The sequence below is a fragment of the Rhodococcus sp. 2H158 genome (assembly GCF_053764755.1).
Genome location: NZ_JBSNCE010000005.1, coordinates 158,632 through 174,576, shown reverse-complemented (window position 1 = coordinate 174,576; position 15,945 = coordinate 158,632). Strand labels below are relative to the sequence as shown.

The following is a 15,945-nucleotide window of genomic DNA, read 5'->3' as shown; positions in this document are numbered from 1 at the left end:
AGTGAAGACCATGACGACCACATCGATCCTGGGCGACGCCGTCGGAGCGCCCAACACCGTCCGGCCCATGACCGGCGACGAGTACATCGAGTCGCTCCGCGACGGTCGTGAGGTGTACTTCCGTGGGGAGCGGGTCGACGATGTCACCACGCATCCGGCGTTCCGCAATTCGGTCCGGTCGGTGGCCCGGATGTACGACGCGATGCACAAGCCGGAAGCGAAGGGCATCCTGTCGGTGCCGACCGACACCGGTAACGGAGGATTCACCCATCCGTTCTTCAAGACGGCGCACAGTGCCGACGATCTGCTCCTCGCCCGTGATGCGATCGCCACCTGGCAGCGCGAGGTGTACGGCTGGCTGGGCCGCTCGCCCGACTACAAGGCGTCGTTCCTCGGCACCCTCGGAGCCAACGCGGAGTTCTACGGGGAGTACCAGGACAATGCGAAGCGGTGGTACAAGGAAGCGCAGGAACGCGTGATCTACATGAACCACGCGATCGTGAACCCCCCGATCGACCGCGACAAGCCCGCCGACGAGACCGCCGACATCTGCGTGCACGTGGTGGAGGAAACCGACGCGGGCCTGATCGTGTCCGGCGCCAAGGTGGTGGCGACCGGGTCGGCGATCACCAACGCCAACTTCATCGCGCACTACGGCCTGCCGCTCCGCAAGAAGGAGTTCGGCCTGATCTTCACCGTCCCGATGGATTCGCCGGGCCTGAAGCTGTTCTGCCGTACGTCCTACGAGATGAACGCCGCCGTCATGGGTACGCCGTTCGACTACCCGCTCTCGAGCCGATTCGACGAGAACGACGCCATCATGGTGTTCGACCGGGTGCTGGTGCCGTGGGAGAACGTCTTCGCCTACGACACCGAGACGACCAACGGGTTCGTCATGAAGTCGGGCTTCATGTCTCGCTTCATGTTCCACGGTTGCGCCCGTCTCGCCGTGAAGCTGGACTTCATCGCCGGCTGTGTGATGAAGGCGGTGGAGATGACCGGCTCGGCCGGATTCCGCGGCGTGCAGATGCAGATCGGCGAGATCCTCAACTGGCGCGACATGTTCTGGGGACTGTCCGACGCGATGGCGAAGACGCCCGATCCGTGGGTCAACGGGGCCGTGCAACCGAACCTCAACTACGGTCTCGCCTACCGCACCTTCATGGGCGTCGGCTACCCGCGGATCAAGGAGATCATCCAGCAGACCCTCGGCAGCGGCCTGATCTACCTGAATTCGCATGCGAGCGACTGGGGTAACCCCGAGATCCGGCCGTACCTCGACCAGTACGTACGCGGGTCGAACGGCATCGTGGCCATCGATCGTGTCAAGCTGCTCAAGCTGCTCTGGGATGCCGTCGGTACCGAGTTCGGCGGCCGGCACGAGCTGTACGAGCGCAACTACGGCGGCGACCACGAGGCCGTGCGGTTCCAGACCCTGTTCGCCTACCAGGCTCAGGGCCTGGACAACCAGCTCAAGGGCTTCGCCGAACAGTGCATGTCCGAATACGACATCGACGGCTGGACGCGCCCGGATCTGATCAACAACGACGATCTGAAGATCGTCCGTAGCTGAACGGGGCGCAGCGATGAGGAGCACGGTCATGACCGACACCGCCCGGGGATCCGATCTCGACGTCACGCCTCTGCACATGCGTAAGGCCCTCGGCCGGTTCGCCAGCGGCGTCACCATCGTCACCACTGCCGAGTCCGAGGACGAGGCCTCGGTGCACGGAATGACCGCCAACGCGTTCACCTCCGTGTCGCTCGATCCGCCGCTCGTGCTTGTATCGATCGCCAACCGCGCCAAGATGAACGAGCGGATCCGCGAGGCGGGGCGGTACGGCGTTTCGATCCTCGCCGGGGACCAGGAACCGTTGTCCCTGCACTTCGCCGGCGCGGCGAACCAGCCGGATCTGGTCCGGTTCGTGTGGCGCAAGGGCGTGCCTCTCCTCGAAGGTGCACTGGTTCACCTCGCGTGCACCGTGGTCGATTCGCATCCCGCGGGTGACCACACCCTGCACGTGGGCCGGGTGGAGCGGCTCTGGTACGACGACGGGCACCCGCTGGTGTTCTACACCGGCACCTTCCGGTCGCTCGAGCTGCAGGGCAGGGACGAACCCTGGGGGTTCTGATCGAGCAGGGCGGGGTGACCGCGGCGGGCGTCGCGGTCACCCCGCCTCTCGAACCCCCGAGCGAATGTGCCGTTGTGTCGGATAGACCGACGTAACGGCACATTCGCTCATGCCCCGCTGATCACCGCGCCGGCTGTGTGGCTGTCGCGCGCGCCGTGATCTCGGCGGCGCGGGCCGCTGCCGCCGCGGTGCCACCGATGGACCAGTTCACCGGATCGACTTCGACGATCTGTCCGCGCACCAGATCCCGCTGCGCCCCCAGGATCTCGACGATCAGCTCGGTGAATCGCGCCGCCAGCTCCTGGCGCTGCTCGATCGGGCGTCCGGCGAGGACGATCGCGGTGAAGTAGGGGGCCGGGGTGCCGCCGTCGGCGATCACCGTCCCGGCCGTCGCGGCGTCGTCGGGGTCGTACCGGACGACGAACGCTCGCACTCGCTCGATCGGGGAGTCGAGGACCTCCGCGTAGCAGCGGCTCGCGTCGGCGAGCAGCCGACGTCGTTGCTCGGCAGTGTAGGCGCCGTCGACGAGATGGAAGTGTGCAACGGGCATGGCCGCTCCTTTGTGACATGCTGTGGTACAGAACTATTGGACGCCGTGACTATTGGACGCCGTGCCGGGTCCCGCCGTCGACGGTGAGGACGCTTCCGTGCAGCACGGCAGCCTCGGGGGCGAGCAGCATCTCCAGAGTCCAGCCGATCTCGTCGAGGGTCGGTAGCCGGCCGAGTGTGGTCTTGGCGCGGTAGCGGTTCCAGATCTCGCCGGGGTCGCGGCCGGTCTCGGCGGCTTCGGTCTCGACGAACTTCCGCAGCCGTGGCGTGTCGACAGGTCCCGGCGCGATGGTGTGGGTGGTGACGCCCTTCGGGCCGTACAGCGCGCTGAGCTGGCGCATGAGGTTGAAGACCGCGGCGTTCACCGTCCCCGGCCCGGCGTCGAGCGGGCCGGGTTCGAGTCCGAGCGACCCGGCGATCGTCACGAAACGCGAACCCGGCACCAGGTGGTCGCGGACGGCGTGCAGCAGCCGCACCAGCCCGCCGACCTTGATGTTCGCGCCGACCGCGAAGTCTCCCGGCGCGATGGTGTCGGCCGAGCCGCGCACCGGAAGTCCGGCCGCGAACACGGCCATCCGCACCGGTGCGTCGACGTGGGCGGCGATCGCCTCGATCGCGCTGTCGTCGGCGATGTCGGCGACGCACGGGACGATCAGGTCGTCCGAGGCCGCCAGCTTGTCGAGGTCGTCGCCACTGCGGGCGACGGCGATCACGCGAAGGCCGCGACGGGCCAGGCGACGGGTGAACTCGGTGCCCATCGCACCGGTCGCGCCGACGACGACACACACTGAGGACGAAGTCATACCTGTGCTCCCTCTTGCCGTTGTGGATCGCCCGGACGACCCGCGCAGTAGCGGGACGGGCGATTGGTCGTTCGGCCGCGATCGACGCGCCGAACAGAAATCCGCCCACGAATGCCGTGGGCGGATTCCGGTTGGCCGAGCGAATCCGATTCTTCGGCCGTTTCAGCCGCGCAATCGGAGGGTGACCGCCCGGGGTTCGGTGAAGAACTCACGCGAGTACTGGCCGCCCTCGCGGCCGAGGCCGCTGGCGCCTTCGCCGCCGAACGGCAGGCGCAGGTCGCGTTCGAAGAACGTGTTGATCCACACGGTGCCGGCCTTCCAGCGGGCGGCCATCCGGTGGGCCCGGTCCAGGTTCTGGGTGAACAGCATCCCGGCCAGGCCGTAGGGGGAGTCGTTGGCGATGCGCAGGGCCTCCTCCTCGGTGTCGAAGCCGAGGACGGTCTCGACCGGGCCGAAGATCTCCTCCCGCGCCGTGCGGGAGTCGTTGGTCAGCCCGGTGATGACGGTGGGCGGGTAGTAGAAGCCGCCGGCGCGGGCCTCGTCGGTCAGCCGGGCGCCGCCGGTGACGACCTTGCCGCCTTCCTCCTGGGCGAGCTCGATGTAGCCGTGCACCTTGTCGAGGTGGCGTTGCTCGATGAGCGGGCCCATGAAGTTCGACGGGTCCTTCGGGTCGCCGACGGTGAGCCTGCTTGCCTGCTCGGTGAACCGGGCCAGGAACTCGTCCATGATGCTGTTGTGCACCAGCAGCCGGGACCCGGCCAGGCACACCTGTCCGTTGCCGCCGAAGATTGCCCGGATCGCCATCGGCACGGCGACGTCGAGGTCGGCGTCGGCGAATACGATGTTCGCGGACTTGCCGCCCATCTCCGCCGAGACCGGGGTGTGGTTGACCGCCGCGGCCTGCAGAATCTTCACGCCGGTCGCGCTCGAGCCGGTGAAGGTGATCCGATCCACCCGCGGATCCGAGGTCAGCGGCCCGGCGACGGCCTCACCGCCGAACCCGTGCACGACGTTGAGCACGCCTTCGGGCAGTCCGGCCTCGAGCGCGAGCTCGGCGAAGCGGTGCGCGGTCAGCGGTGTCTGCGGCGCCGGCTTGAGCACCGCCGTGTTACCGAATGCCAACGCGGGGGCGATCTTCCAGGTGGCCAGCATCAGGGGTGCGTTCCACGGGCTGATCGCCGAGACCACACCGGCCGGCGGGTAGAGCACGTAGGACAGCAGGTCCCCGTCGGGGTAGGCCTCGTTGGCGGCCATCGCGACGTAGTCGGCGAAGAACCGCAGATTGTGGGCCACGCGGGGGATTTCGGCGTGCAGCGACTGGTTGATGCTCTTGCCGCCGTCGCGGGTCTCGAGCAGGGCGAGTTCCTCGCGGTGGGCGTCGACCTTGTCGGCGACCGCGTGCAGGATCTTCGCGCGCTCCTTCGGGGACAGCAGCGGCCAGGGGCCGTCGTCGAAGGCGGTGCGGGCGGCGGTGATCGCCGCGGCACCGTCCTCGGCGGTGCCCGCGGGCACGACCCCGAGCAGCGCACCGTCGTGGGGGTCGCGGGACTCGAAGGTGGCCCCGTCCGACGCCGGCTTCCATTCGCCGCCGATCAGGTGCCGGACCTGCGTGATCGAAGGCGTGTTCTGGGTCTGTGTCATGGCAGTCTCCCCGGGTCAGACTCCGGCGCGGGCCGGCAGTTCGTAGGTGCGGCCGGCCAGTTCGGAGGCGACGTCGACGATCATGTCCTCCTGCCCGCCGATGACGCCGCGGCGGCCGAGTTCGAGCAGGATCTCGCGGGTGGAGATGCCGAACTTCTTCGCGGCCCGCTTGGTCGGGTGGAAGAACGTCGAGTACACCCCGGCGTAGCCGAGGATCAACGCGGTCTCGTCGACGATCTGCGGTTCGGTCATCAGCGGGGCGACGACGTGCTCGGCGGTGTCGATCAGCGGGAACAGGTCGACCCCGGTGTCCCAGCCGGCCCGCTCGAACGCGGCGGCGAGCACCTCGGTCTGGGCGTTGCCGGCGCTGGCGCCGAGCCCGCGCAGCGACCCGTCGATGAACGTCGCCCCGTTCTCGGCCGCGGTGAGCGCGTTGGCGATGCCGACACCGAGATTGTTGTGGGCGTGGAAACCGATGTCGGCGGAGATCGCCTGCCGGAGGGCAGCGACGCGGTCGCCGGCGTGCCGGGGCACCATCGCGCCGGCGGAGTCGACGACGTAGACGACGTCGGCGCCGTAGGAGTCGAGCTTGGCGGCCTGCTCGGCGAGCGGTGCGGGCTCGAGCTTGTGGCTCATCATCAGGAACGTCATCACGTTCAGGCCCTTGTCCTTGGCCCACTCGACGGGCTGCTGGGCGCAGTCGGCCTCGGTGCAGTGCACCGCGACGCGCACGGTCTTGATGCCGGCGTCGATCGCGCCCTGCAGTTCGGCGAGGGTGGCGATGCCCGGGACGTACAGCACCGCGATGTCCGCATTGTCGACGGCGTCGACGGCGGCGCGCACGTACTCGGGGTCGGTGGCGGCGGCGAAGCCGTACTGGATCGAGGAGGCGCCGAGGCCGATGCCGTGGGCCACCTCGATGGTGGGGATCCCGGCCCGGTCGAGGCCGCGGGCGATGTCGGCGACGTTGCGGGGGGTGAACTGGTGCGAGACCGACGACATGCCGTCGCGCAGGGTGGTGTCGACGAGGGTGACCTTGCGGCGTCCGCCGGCGGTGTCGGTGGTGTCGGTGGTGCTCACTGGGCTGCTCCCTTGACGAGATTCTGCTGCGCCATGACATCGGCGACCTGCACGGCGGCGGCGGTGATGATGTCGAGATTTCCGGCGTAGGTGGGCAGGAAGTCGCCGGCGCCGACGACCTCGAGCATGACCGTGACCAGGTCGCCGTCCACGTCGACCAGACGCAACGTGTAGCCGGGGACGTACTGCTGCACCTTGGCGACCATCTCGACCACGGCGCGCTCGATCGCGTCCGGGTCGGGGTGGCGGACCTTGGCGTAGACGGTGTCGCGCATGTTCATCGGCGGCTCGGCCGGGTTGATCACCGAGATCGCCTTGGCGCGGTCCGCGCCGGCGACCTGCGCGAGTGCCCTGCCGGTCTTCTCGCTGAATTCGCTGAGGTTCTGGCGGGTGCCCGGGCCGGCGCTGTGCGAGGCGATCGCGGCGACGATCTCGCCGTAGTAGGCGTCCGCGGCCTGGTTGATCGCGTACAGGATCGGGATCGTGGCCTGACCGGCGCAGCTGACCATGTTCACGTTCGGTGCGTCGAGGTGCTCGGTGAGATTGACCGCGGGCACGACGTAGGGGCCCACCGATGCGGGCGTCAGGTCGATGGCCTTGATGCCGGCGGCGGCGTACCGGGGTGCGGCCGCGGCGTGCACCTTCGCCGAGGTGGCCTCGAACACCACGTCCGGGAGCTCGGGACGGGCGAGGAGCCACTCGACACCCTCCGCGGAGGCCTCGAGGCCCTCCTGCCGGGCCCGCTCGAGTCCCTCGCTGGCCGGATCGATGCCGACCATGTACACCGGCTCGACATACTCGGACCGCAGCAGCTTGTACATCAGGTCCGTCCCGATGTTCCCGGATCCGACGATCGCGGCTTTCAATCGACTCATCTGTGGGCCTTCCCTCCAGTGTCGGGGTGATGCTGCCGACGCTAGGGGCGCTCCCCTGGTAGAGGGCGGGTGATCCGGCGGTACCGGACACGCCCGGCCGAGATCCGATCCCTGTTCGGCTATCCCGAACAGCGCTGACGGAAGTGCCGGCGCCCCCACAAGCTCGTGACATCCACCACAACCGGAGCAGCAAGCCCGGCCAGCGGAGATCAGGAGTAGCCATGACCGACCCCACTGCCCGTTTCGACATCGCGCACCTCGCCCGTGCCGAACTGTTCACCCCCAGGCCGCAGGAGACCCTCGACTTCTTCACGAAGTTTCTCGGCATGTACGTCACGCATCGGGAGGGGCAGTCCGTCTACCTGCGTGGGTACGAAGACCCGTACCAGTGGAGCCTGAAGGTCACCGAGGCGCCGGAAGCCGGCATGGGCCACGCCGCGCTGCGCGCCAGTTCGCCGGAGGCGCTCGAGCGCCGCGTGGCGTCGCTGAAGCAGGGCAACGTCGAGGGCACGTGGAGCGAGGACCAGTTCGGCTACGGCAAGACCTTCGAGTTCCAGTCCCCGGACGGTCACAACCTGCAGCTGCTGTGGGAGGTGGAGAAGTACGTCGCCCCGCCGGAACTGCAGAGCAGGATCCTCTCGCGGCCGTCGAAGAAGCCGCTGTCGGGCATTCCGGTCAAGCGGATCGACCACCTCAACCTGATGGCCTCGGATGTCACCCCGCTCAAGGACTCGTTCGAGCGGCACCTCGGATTCCGCACCACCGAACGCGTCGTGGACGGCAACGTCGAGATCGGCGCCTGGATGAGCTCGAACCTGCTCGGCCACGAGGTCGCCTGCATGCGGGACATGACCGGCGGCCGCGGCAAGCTCCACCACCTCGCGTTCTACTACGGCACCGGCCAGCACCTTGCCGATGCGGTCGAGATGTTCCGCGACTACGACATCCAGATCGAGGCCGGCCCCGACAAGCACGGGATCACCCAGGGGCAGTTCCTCTACGTGTTCGAGCCGGGCGGCAACCGCATCGAACTGTTCGGCGAGGCCGGTTACCTGCACCTGGATCCGGACGCCGAGACCAAGACCTGGCAGATGTCCGATATCGACACCGGCCTCGCGGTCGGCGGCGCGAAGCTGCCGTGGGAGACGTACTTCACCTACGGCACCCCGAATCCGCTCGCACTCGATCAGCACATCGAGAAGTTCTCGCACTTCGGTCCGGGCGCTCCCGTCGACGACCCGGAGGTGATCGCCGCGGAACGCGCGGTCCCGGACGAAATCGACCATTCCCGAGCGGTTTCGGGATCCCCGGTCTGAGTCCTGGCATTCTGCGGGTGCGCACCTCCCGCGCCGGTTTCCGGCGTGCCGCGACGAGAGGTGCGCACCCGCGTGTCAGCCGGCGTCCGGGAACGTCACCTCGAGCGCCGCGAGCTGTTCGGGATCCGACACCACCTCGATCTCGACGATCGCGTCGTCTTCGATCGTGAAGGCGAACACCGTGCGCGGACGGCCGCCCGGCGCCCATGCGGCGCCGGGCATTCCGTCGACGAGCACCGTCCGGGCGGCCTGGGCGCGGCCGTCGAAAACCTTTGCGACGCTGTGGGGTCCGTGAAGCTCGCGCGCGAGCGCCGGTGCGCCGTGGGCCGCGCCGGCACGGGCCGTCGCCACGGCGACGTCGTCCGCGCGAAGGACCACGTCCGGATCGAGCAGGGCCAGCAGGTCGTCGAAGCGCCCCTCCCGCGACGCGGCGAGGAACGCGTCGACGAGGCGACGGCGGCGCACCAGGTCGGCTCGTGGGGCGGTCGCGCCCTGGATGCGCCGCCGCGCGCGGCTCGCGAGCTGGCGGGTGGCGGCGGGGGAGCGCTCCACGATCGGGGCGATCTCGTCGAACGGGACGGCGAACAGGTCGTGCAGCACGAACGCGAGGCGTTCGGCCGGGGCGAGGGTGTCGAGCACGACGAGCATGGCCACGCCGACCGAATCGGCCAGCAGTGCAGCGCTTTCCGGAACGTCGCGCGGGTCCGTCGACCGAGGTTCGGGACGGTCGGGCTGATCGAGGGGGACCTCCCGGCGCGAGCCCCGGGATCGCAGCATGTCCAGGCACACCCGGCTCACCACCGTCGTCAGCCAGCCTCCCAGGTTGGCGACCTCGTCGGTGCCGGAGCGGTGCAGGCGCAGCCAGGCCTCCTGCACGGCGTCGTCGGCCTCGCTCGCCGAGCCGAGCATGCGGAAGGCCACCGCCCGCAGATGGTCCCGATGTGCCTCGAACTGTTCGGCGGGGAAGGCGCCGCCGGGGTGGGCCGAGAAGTTTCCGTCGCTCATGTCGTCACATTCTGTCGTCGGGATCCGTCATGGCTGTGACGAACGCACGACCCCGGATGTGACAAGGAGACGATCATGAAGGCTCGAATGACGAATCCCGCGCTCGTTCTGCCCGACGCGGTGACGGCGTTGCAGGCACTGGGGAACGCCGCCGACGGTGGTGGGCTGCCGGCGCGCACCACCCACCTCGTGCATCTGCGGGCGAGCCAGATCAACGGATGCAGCGTCTGTGTGGACATGCATCCGCGGCTGGCGAAGAAGGACGGAGAGACCGACAAGCGGCTGTTCGCGGTGGCGGCGTGGCGCGAGGCGCCGTACTTCACCGATGCCGAGCGGGCGGCCCTGGCGCTGACGGAGGCGGTGACCCGGCTCGCGGACCGGCCCGACCCGGTGCCCGACGACGTCTGGGACGAGGCCGCCCGCCACTACGACGAGCCGCAACTGGCGGCGCTGATCCTGCAGATCTCGCTGATCAACGTGTGGAACCGGCTCAACGCGACGGTCAAACAGGTGGCCGGCGCGGAGTGGTGACGACCGTGACGTTGCCCTCCGACGCATTTTCTGGAATGATTCCAGAAAATGCGTCGGAGGGTCGTCGCCCGCGTGGGGGCGGCCCGGAACGAAAAGGAGTGCGCTCATGTTCGCCGCCGGGTCCCGTGCCGTCACGCTTCCGTCGATGGTCCTCGGAGGACTGCGGCCGCTGTACCGGCAGATGGCACGGGCCAACGTGCGCACCGTGGGCTTCGTGCACACCGTGGGCGCGAACCGGTTCGAGGTCCGGCTGACCGCGGCGGTGGGTGGACCGACGCTCGACATCCGTTCGCAGGACCGGACGATCGCGTTCACGGTGCCGCTCACGGCGCAGTTCCGGGCGCAGCCGGACCTCGATCCGGGCAGCTACCGGATGCTGTGCGCGATGCTGACGCCGGACGCCGCTCCGGCGGCCGGCACCGTCGTCCGCTTTCTGGAGGGCCTCGTCGCGCAGGCGCCCGCCGTGCTCTCCCGCACGGACACCCACGCGGCCTGAGGGAGCCCGCCGCGACGGGGTTCGGCTGCCGAGACGGTGCCCGAGGGGCATGATCGGAGCGGGACCGAACCGTAGTGGGGGTCCGGAGGAGGGTGGCGATGGCGGAGGAAGGCGAGACCCGTCGATTCGGACTGCTCGGGTCCGCGATGGAGGAGTTGCTGGAGAGGACCCGCGCCGTGGCGGACGCGGTCGGGTCGATCGGGAGCGAGGCCCTCGGGTCGATGCCCGCGCCCCTGTCCGCGCCCGCGAACCGGATGCTCGGCTCACTTCGGCAAGCGATGGAGCTCGTGCCACCCGTTATCACCGAGTTCGAAGCACTCGTCGAGCAGCTGCACGCGCAGCGAAAATCGGTGCAGGCGCTGCAGGCACAACTGTCGGCGTTCGACCGTCAGTTGGAGGTGGTCGAAAAGTCACTGGCTCCGCTGCAGGGTCTGGCCCGTCAGTGGTCCAGTCTGCAGCAGTCGCTGCTCGAATATCCCGCCACCGGCGAACCGAAGAAGTCCGGCCCGTCGGAGGCCTGATCGACCGGATGCGTCGGCTCGTCCGGCGACGCGGCGTCCCGGTGCGTCCTTTGGGCTGCTGGGACAGCCCAAAGGACGCACCGGCGGCGAAGCCGCCTACAGCCCGGGGCGCTTGCCGATCGTCAGGGTGACCTCGCCGGTGCCGGCGAAGAAATCGTTGCCCTTGTCGTCCACGACGATGAACGCCGGGAAGTCCTCGACCTCGATCTTCCACACCGCTTCCATACCCAGTTCCGGGTATTCGAGAACCTCGACCTTCTTGATGCAGTCGAGTGCGAGGCGCGCGGCCGGCCCGCCGATGGAGCCGAGGTAGAAGCCGCCGTGGTTCTTGCAGGCGTCGGTGACCTGCTGCGAGCGGTTGCCCTTGGCGAGCATGACCATCGAGCCGCCCGCGGCCTGGAACTGCTCGACGTAGGAGTCCATCCGGCCGGCCGTGGTGGGGCCGAACGAACCGGAGGCCATGCCGTCCGGGGTCTTGGCCGGCCCGGCGTAGTACACCGGGTGGTCCTTCAGGTACTGCGGCATTCCCTCGCCGGCGTCGAGGCGTTCCTTGATCTTCGCGTGCGCGATGTCGCGGGCGACGACGAGCGGGCCCGTGAGGGACAGCCGGGTCTTGACGGGGTGCTTGGACAGTTCGGCGAGGATCTCCGGCATCGGCCGCGTCAGGTCGATCTTCACCGCGGCACCCTTGCCGGTGCCCGACACGCCCTCGGTCTCGGCGTCGAGCTGGGCGTCGGTGATCTCGGGCAGGAAGCGGCCCGGGTTGAACTCGAGCTGTTCGAGGAACACGCCCTCCGGGGTGATCTTCGCCTTCGCCTGCCGGTCGGCGGAGCAGGACACGGCCAGCGCCACCGGCAGCGACGCGCCGTGCCGGGGCAGGCGGATGACACGCACGTCGTGGCAGAAGTACTTGCCGCCGAACTGCGCGCCGATCCCGATCTTGCGGGTCAGCTCGAGCACCTGCTCCTCGAGCTCGAGATCGCGGAAGCCGCGGCCGGTGATCGCGCCCTCGTTCGGCAGCTCGTCCAGGTAGTGCGCCGAGGCGTACTTGGCGGTCTTGAGGGCGAACTCGGCGGAGGTGCCGCCGACGACGATCGCGAGATGGTACGGCGGGCACGCGGCGGTGCCGAGCGAGCGGATCTTGGCCTCGAGGAATCGCATCATCGAGTCCGGGTTCAGGATCGCCTTCGTCTCCTGGTACAGGTACGACTTGTTGGCCGATCCGCCGCCCTTGGCCATGAACAGGAACTTGTAGGCGTTCTCGTGGCCGGCCGCCGTGTCGGCGTAGAGCTCGATCTGCGCCGGCAGGTTCGAGCCGGTGTTCTTCTCCTCCCACATGGTGAGGGGAGCGTTCTGCGAGTACCGCAGATTGAGCCGGGTGTACGCGTCGTACACGCCGCGGGCGATGGCTTCCTCGTCGTTGCCGGGACTGAGGACGTGCTGGCCGCGCTTGCCCATGACGATCGCGGTGCCGGTGTCCTGGCACATCGGCAGCACCCCGGCGGCGGCGATGTTGGCGTTCTTCAGGAGATCGAGCGCGACGAACTTGTCGTTGTCCGACGCCTCCGGGTCGTCGAGGATGCTTGCGAGCTGCTTCAGGTGATCCGCGCGCAGGTAGTGCTGGATGTCGTGCAGCGCGGTCTCGGTGAGCAGGCGCAGCGCCTCGGGCTCGACCTGCAGGAAGGTGCGGCCGCCCGGTCCTTCGACGGTGGACACCCCCTCGGTGGTCAGCAGCCGGTACTCGGTGGGGTCTTCCCCGATCGGCAGCAGGTCCTCGTAGAGGAAGTCGGCCATTTCTTCTCCTGAACTGTCCTGGACAGCGGGGCTGATGTTCGCGACAAGGCTAGTCCGGGCGACACGGCGCCCCGACGCCGGGGCGTGTGACGCAATCCGCTCCCGCACCCGTCGTGACCTGCGTCACTACCGAATTCGGCCGTCGCTGTGGCGCCGGTCACGGCCCCGGCGGCACGCGATCCGTACACTGGTATGGATGGTTCGTACGGCACAGGAACGGGTACTCGGAGAGCATCGGGTACCCGGAGGGCACCGCTTCCGACAGACCCGAGAGCGGGAGTTCGAGAACACATTGAGTACCGAGACCGTGCCGACGACGGCACCTGCGCACCGCGGATCGCTTCGCGGCGCCCACGCCTGGCTCGACGTCGCCGTCGTGGTGGTCGTCCTCGTCGCCACCAACCTGATCGCGCACTTCACCACCGTGTGGGCCAGCATCGCGACGGTGCCCATCGCGGCCGTGGTGCTCGTCGCGCTGATGCGCCGCCGGGGCATGCGCTGGTCCGAACTCGGGCTCTCGCCGCGGCACTGGCGGTCCGGTTCGCTCTACGCGCTGGGCGCCGCGGGGATCGTGCTGGCCGTGATCGCCGTCGGCGTGGCGCTGCCCCCGACCCGGCAGTTCTTCCTGTCCGACCGCTACGCCACGATCTCCGGCGCGCTCCTCGCGTCGATGATCGTCATCCCGCTGCAGACGGTCATCCCCGAGGAACTCGCGTTCCGCGGGGTGCTGCACGGCACGCTCGAACGTGTCTCGGGTGCGCGCGGCGTGTTCGCCGCCGGATCGCTGCTGTTCGGCCTGTGGCACATCGCCTCGTCGCTCGGGCTCACGAACGGCAATCGCGGGCTGAGCGGCGTCCTCGGCGGCGGCCTGTGGGGACAGGTGCTGGGCATCGCCGGAGCGGTCGTGGCGACCGCGGCCGCCGGATTCGTCTTCACCTGGCTGCGCCGCCGCAGCGGGAGCCTGCTCGCCCCGATCGCCCTGCACTGGTCGCTCAACGGCGCCGGTGCCCTGGCCGCGGCCCTGGTCTGGCACGCCACCCTGAACTGACCGCCGGCGAACCGCCGCCGCGGTACCGTGCGCTGATGGCACTCGCGGTCTGCCTGCTCTTCGACGCCGCCGCCCGGCGCGCCCTGCAACAGCTGTGGGCCCGGCTCGAAGATCTCGGTGTGCCGACGCTGCTCACCCATACCCACGGCCGGCACGTGCCGCACCTGTCGTACGCGGTGCTGCGCAGCTACGACGTCGACGACGTGACGGCCGCGCTCGAGGCACTGCCCGACGGCGGGCCGTTGACCCTCTACTCCGACGGCCTGGGTGCCTTCCGGCGCGGACGGGTCTGGCTCGCGCCCGCCCCCACCGCCGACCTCCTGCGGCGCCAGCAGCGCGTGGTCGACACCGTCACCGCCACCGGCGCGGACCTGCACAAGCATTACCGGCCGGGCGTATGGACCCCGCACCTGACCCTCAGCCCCCGCGCGCGGTTGGACGACCTCCCGCGGGTGGCCGCGGCCGTCTACGACGTGCTGCCCCTCGAAACGGCCGTGTCCGGCGCGGCACTGATCGACACCGCGACGGGGGAGCGCCGTCCGTTGCGGCGGGTCCCGTGACCGACGTCGCTCACTCCTCGGGGTTCTCCACCCACTTGCCGTAGGGCGGGGGCCCCTCGCTCATGATCTGCACTCCGAAGTGCGGGGCGTGCTTCCACACGTAGCCGTGCAGGGTGTGTTCCTCCGACGTCTGCGTATTGACGAGGACGAGGTCTCCCGTCGCTCGCTCCTCGAGCGAGAACCCGCTCTCCGGGCCCTCGAGTACCCACCACTTCTTCCTGCTCATGATCGATGCCCTCCGGTGCGGGACGGGACAGGTCTCGGGCCGGACGTTACTCCCGAGCGGGCCTTCGCGGCACCGGTTCGCCGATCCGGGTCACCGGCTTCCCAGCAGACGGCGGGTGGTCTCGTCGGCGGGGTAGAACGCCTCGATCGCCAGTTCCGCGACGGTGACGTCCAGCGGCGTGCCGAACAGCGTCGTCGTGCTCAACAGGGACAGCTCGCCGTCGTCGGTGCGCAGCCGCAGCGGCACCACCAGGGCGTGGGCGCCGGCCGGATCGAGCTCGGCGTCGCGGCCGTCGTCGTCGCACGGGTAGGCGGCCAGCTCGGCGTGCAGCCGTCGCAGCACCGGGTCACCGGTCGCGGCGAGCTGGTGCCGCAGGCGTGTCAGCAGGTGCGCCCGCCACTGGCCGTGGTTGGCGATGCGCGGCGCCATGCCCTCCGGGTGCAGCGTCACCCGCAGCACGTTCACCGGGGGCTCGAGCAGCCGCGGGGCGCACCCGTCGAGCAGTCCCACCACGGCGTCGTTGGCGTCGACCATCGTCCAGTGCCGGTCCACCACCAGCGCCGGATACGGCCGGTGCGACGCCAGGATCCGCTCGATCGCGTCGGCCACCGCGGCCATCGGCACGTCCCCGAGCCGGTGCTCCGGATACGCGGGGGCCAGGCCGGCCGCGAGCAGCAGCGAGTTGCGCTCCCGCAGCGGGATGTCGAGCTGATCGGCCAGGCGCAGCAGCATGGTGCGGGTCGGCCGCGACCGGCCGGTCTCGAGGAAGCTCACGTGCCGCGCCGAGACCTGCGCCCGGTTGGCGAGCGCGAGCTGGCTCAGGCCGCGACGCTCGCGCCAGTGCCGCAGCAGCACTCCGACGGGTTCCTCGTGCACGGTGGTCATGCCCGTCACCGTAGGCGCGGAGCGGGAAGGGCGGCCATTACCTGCCGGGTAATCGATTCGGGCACCGGAGCGCGGCAGTCTCCTCGATGTGCGGCACAGATGTGCGGCACACCGCCGCACCGACCGACCGGGAGGACCCCATGACCGCCTACGCGATCGCCCATCTTCGCTCCGTCGACTTCGGTCCCGAGATCGTCCGGTACATCGAGGAGATCGACGACACCTTCACGCCGTACGGGGGCAGGTTTCTCGTCCACGGCGTCGAACCCGAGGTCCACGAGGGACCGTGGCCCGGCCACGTCGTGGTCGTCGAGTTTCCCGACCTCGAGCAGGCCCGTGCCTGGTACCGGTCGCCGGCCTACCAGGCGATCCTGCCGCTGCGCACCGAGCACTCCGACAGTTCGGCGATCCTCGTCGACGGCGTGCCGCCGGGATACCGGGCGAGCGACTACCTCGCCAAGGTGGGACGCGGCTGATCCGTCC

The 15,945-nt window shown here is 69.5% G+C and carries 18 protein-coding genes; 9 read left to right on the top strand and 9 right to left on the bottom strand.

Translation table 11 applies throughout. From position 1 onward, the window contains the following. Positions 1–10: 10 nt before the first annotated feature. Complete coding sequence (locus tag ACWPOB_RS06705) at positions 11–1,573, top strand: 4-hydroxyphenylacetate 3-hydroxylase family protein (protein WP_043799290.1); 1,563 nt, start codon at positions 11–13, stop codon at positions 1,571–1,573. 28 nt (positions 1,574–1,601) lie between these two features. Beyond that, positions 1,602–2,132 (top strand): NADH-dependent flavin reductase, encoded by a 531-nt coding sequence (gene nphA / locus ACWPOB_RS06700; protein ID WP_006933892.1) that lies wholly within the window; start codon positions 1,602–1,604, stop codon positions 2,130–2,132. 121 nt (positions 2,133–2,253) lie between these two features. Here nphA and ACWPOB_RS06695 read toward each other — a convergent pair whose 3' ends face one another. From ACWPOB_RS06695 to ACWPOB_RS06675, 5 genes are all read right to left on the bottom strand, one after another. After that, positions 2,254–2,682: a tautomerase family protein gene (locus tag ACWPOB_RS06695; protein WP_455400297.1), complete on the bottom strand. Its 429-nt coding sequence runs from the start codon at positions 2,680–2,682 to the stop codon at positions 2,254–2,256. A gap of 49 nt (positions 2,683–2,731) precedes the next feature. Continuing rightward, positions 2,732–3,484 (bottom strand): SDR family NAD(P)-dependent oxidoreductase, encoded by a 753-nt coding sequence (locus tag ACWPOB_RS06690; RefSeq protein WP_455400296.1) that lies wholly within the window; start codon positions 3,482–3,484, stop codon positions 2,732–2,734. Positions 3,485–3,646: 162 nt separating this feature from the next. After that, positions 3,647–5,125: an aldehyde dehydrogenase gene (locus ACWPOB_RS06685; RefSeq protein ID WP_455400295.1), complete on the bottom strand. Its 1,479-nt coding sequence runs from the start codon at positions 5,123–5,125 to the stop codon at positions 3,647–3,649. Positions 5,126–5,140: 15 nt separating this feature from the next. Then, entirely contained in the window at positions 5,141–6,205 is a 1,065-nt protein-coding gene (gene dmpG, locus ACWPOB_RS06680; protein WP_100055919.1) for a 4-hydroxy-2-oxovalerate aldolase, read from the bottom strand. Next, positions 6,202–7,080 carry an acetaldehyde dehydrogenase (acetylating) gene (locus ACWPOB_RS06675; protein ID WP_100055920.1) on the bottom strand — a complete coding sequence of 293 codons (879 nt, stop codon included), beginning with the start codon at positions 7,078–7,080 and terminating at the stop codon, positions 6,202–6,204. Before ACWPOB_RS06675 ends, dmpG begins: the two co-directional genes overlap by 4 nt. A 221-nt stretch (positions 7,081–7,301) precedes the next feature. On the opposite strand from ACWPOB_RS06675, the gene ACWPOB_RS06670 reads away from it, so the two are divergent. Beyond that, positions 7,302–8,396 carry a VOC family protein gene (locus ACWPOB_RS06670; RefSeq protein ID WP_100055921.1) on the top strand — a complete coding sequence of 365 codons (1,095 nt, stop codon included), beginning with the start codon at positions 7,302–7,304 and terminating at the stop codon, positions 8,394–8,396. 75 nt (positions 8,397–8,471) lie between these two features. Here ACWPOB_RS06670 and ACWPOB_RS06665 read toward each other — a convergent pair whose 3' ends face one another. Beyond that, entirely contained in the window at positions 8,472–9,401 is a 930-nt protein-coding gene (locus ACWPOB_RS06665; protein ID WP_455400294.1) for a sigma-70 family RNA polymerase sigma factor, read from the bottom strand. 75 nt (positions 9,402–9,476) lie between these two features. Between ACWPOB_RS06665 and ACWPOB_RS06660 the strand changes: the two genes are divergently transcribed. From ACWPOB_RS06660 to ACWPOB_RS06650, 3 genes are all read left to right on the top strand, one after another. After that, positions 9,477–9,932, top strand: a complete 456-nt coding sequence (locus ACWPOB_RS06660) for a carboxymuconolactone decarboxylase family protein (RefSeq protein ID WP_100059215.1) — start codon at positions 9,477–9,479, stop codon at positions 9,930–9,932. A 106-nt stretch (positions 9,933–10,038) separates the two neighbouring features. Continuing rightward, on the top strand, positions 10,039–10,428 hold the full coding sequence (locus ACWPOB_RS06655) for a hypothetical protein (RefSeq protein ID WP_100056398.1): 390 nt from the start codon (positions 10,039–10,041) through the stop codon (positions 10,426–10,428). Positions 10,429–10,526: 98 nt separating this feature from the next. Further along, positions 10,527–10,949 carry a hypothetical protein gene (locus ACWPOB_RS06650; RefSeq protein WP_100056399.1) on the top strand — a complete coding sequence of 141 codons (423 nt, stop codon included), beginning with the start codon at positions 10,527–10,529 and terminating at the stop codon, positions 10,947–10,949. Between the two features lie 96 nt (positions 10,950–11,045). On the opposite strand, the gene ACWPOB_RS06645 is transcribed toward ACWPOB_RS06650, so the two are convergent. Continuing rightward, complete coding sequence (locus ACWPOB_RS06645) at positions 11,046–12,743, bottom strand: fumarate hydratase (protein ID WP_029542320.1); 1,698 nt, start codon at positions 12,741–12,743, stop codon at positions 11,046–11,048. A gap of 292 nt (positions 12,744–13,035) precedes the next feature. Between ACWPOB_RS06645 and ACWPOB_RS06640 the strand changes: the two genes are divergently transcribed. Together ACWPOB_RS06640 and ACWPOB_RS06635 are read left to right on the top strand one after the other, a co-directional pair. Further along, complete coding sequence (locus ACWPOB_RS06640; RefSeq protein ID WP_455400339.1) at positions 13,036–13,791, top strand: CPBP family intramembrane glutamic endopeptidase; 756 nt, start codon at positions 13,036–13,038, stop codon at positions 13,789–13,791. A gap of 35 nt (positions 13,792–13,826) precedes the next feature. Next, on the top strand, positions 13,827–14,351 hold the full coding sequence (locus tag ACWPOB_RS06635; RefSeq protein ID WP_455400293.1) for a 2'-5' RNA ligase family protein: 525 nt from the start codon (positions 13,827–13,829) through the stop codon (positions 14,349–14,351). A 10-nt stretch (positions 14,352–14,361) separates the two neighbouring features. On the opposite strand, the gene ACWPOB_RS06630 is transcribed toward ACWPOB_RS06635, so the two are convergent. Further along, a complete protein-coding gene (locus tag ACWPOB_RS06630; RefSeq protein ID WP_100056402.1) occupies positions 14,362–14,577 on the bottom strand; it encodes a maltose regulon activator MalT in 216 nt (71 codons plus the stop codon). Positions 14,578–14,667: 90 nt separating this feature from the next. Beyond that, the gene (locus tag ACWPOB_RS06625; RefSeq protein ID WP_455400292.1) at positions 14,668–15,462 is read right to left on the bottom strand and encodes a helix-turn-helix domain-containing protein; all 795 of its coding nucleotides are present in this window, start codon (positions 15,460–15,462) and stop codon (positions 14,668–14,670) included. A gap of 140 nt (positions 15,463–15,602) precedes the next feature. Here ACWPOB_RS06625 and ACWPOB_RS06620 point away from each other — a divergent pair, with 140 nt between their 5' ends. After that, positions 15,603–15,938: a DUF1330 domain-containing protein gene (locus tag ACWPOB_RS06620; protein ID WP_100056411.1), complete on the top strand. Its 336-nt coding sequence runs from the start codon at positions 15,603–15,605 to the stop codon at positions 15,936–15,938. Positions 15,939–15,945 lie beyond the last annotated feature (7 nt).

Bases quoted from the DNA above. Each gene is read 5' to 3' on its own strand.
- ACWPOB_RS06675 (WP_100055920.1), bottom strand. From the start codon at position 7,080: ATGAGTCGATTGAAAGCCGCGATCGTCGGATCCGGGAACATCGGGACG.
- ACWPOB_RS06695 (WP_455400297.1), bottom strand. From the start codon at position 2,682: ATGCCCGTTGCACACTTCCATCTCGTCGACGGCGCCTACACTGCCGAG.
- ACWPOB_RS06665 (WP_455400294.1), bottom strand. From the start codon at position 9,401: ATGAGCGACGGAAACTTCTCGGCCCACCCCGGCGGCGCCTTCCCCGCC.
- ACWPOB_RS06620 (WP_100056411.1), top strand. From the start codon at position 15,603: ATGACCGCCTACGCGATCGCCCATCTTCGCTCCGTCGACTTCGGTCCC.
- ACWPOB_RS06650 (WP_100056399.1), top strand. From the start codon at position 10,527: ATGGCGGAGGAAGGCGAGACCCGTCGATTCGGACTGCTCGGGTCCGCG.
- ACWPOB_RS06635 (WP_455400293.1), top strand. From the start codon at position 13,827: ATGGCACTCGCGGTCTGCCTGCTCTTCGACGCCGCCGCCCGGCGCGCC.
- ACWPOB_RS06630 (WP_100056402.1), bottom strand. From the start codon at position 14,577: ATGAGCAGGAAGAAGTGGTGGGTACTCGAGGGCCCGGAGAGCGGGTTC.
- ACWPOB_RS06670 (WP_100055921.1), top strand. From the start codon at position 7,302: ATGACCGACCCCACTGCCCGTTTCGACATCGCGCACCTCGCCCGTGCC.
- ACWPOB_RS06625 (WP_455400292.1), bottom strand. From the start codon at position 15,462: ATGACCACCGTGCACGAGGAACCCGTCGGAGTGCTGCTGCGGCACTGG.
- ACWPOB_RS06655 (WP_100056398.1), top strand. From the start codon at position 10,039: ATGTTCGCCGCCGGGTCCCGTGCCGTCACGCTTCCGTCGATGGTCCTC.
- ACWPOB_RS06660 (WP_100059215.1), top strand. From the start codon at position 9,477: ATGAAGGCTCGAATGACGAATCCCGCGCTCGTTCTGCCCGACGCGGTG.
- nphA (WP_006933892.1), top strand. From the start codon at position 1,602: ATGACCGACACCGCCCGGGGATCCGATCTCGACGTCACGCCTCTGCAC.
- ACWPOB_RS06705 (WP_043799290.1), top strand. From the start codon at position 11: ATGACGACCACATCGATCCTGGGCGACGCCGTCGGAGCGCCCAACACC.
- ACWPOB_RS06690 (WP_455400296.1), bottom strand. From the start codon at position 3,484: ATGACTTCGTCCTCAGTGTGTGTCGTCGTCGGCGCGACCGGTGCGATG.
- ACWPOB_RS06645 (WP_029542320.1), bottom strand. From the start codon at position 12,743: ATGGCCGACTTCCTCTACGAGGACCTGCTGCCGATCGGGGAAGACCCC.
- ACWPOB_RS06685 (WP_455400295.1), bottom strand. From the start codon at position 5,125: ATGACACAGACCCAGAACACGCCTTCGATCACGCAGGTCCGGCACCTG.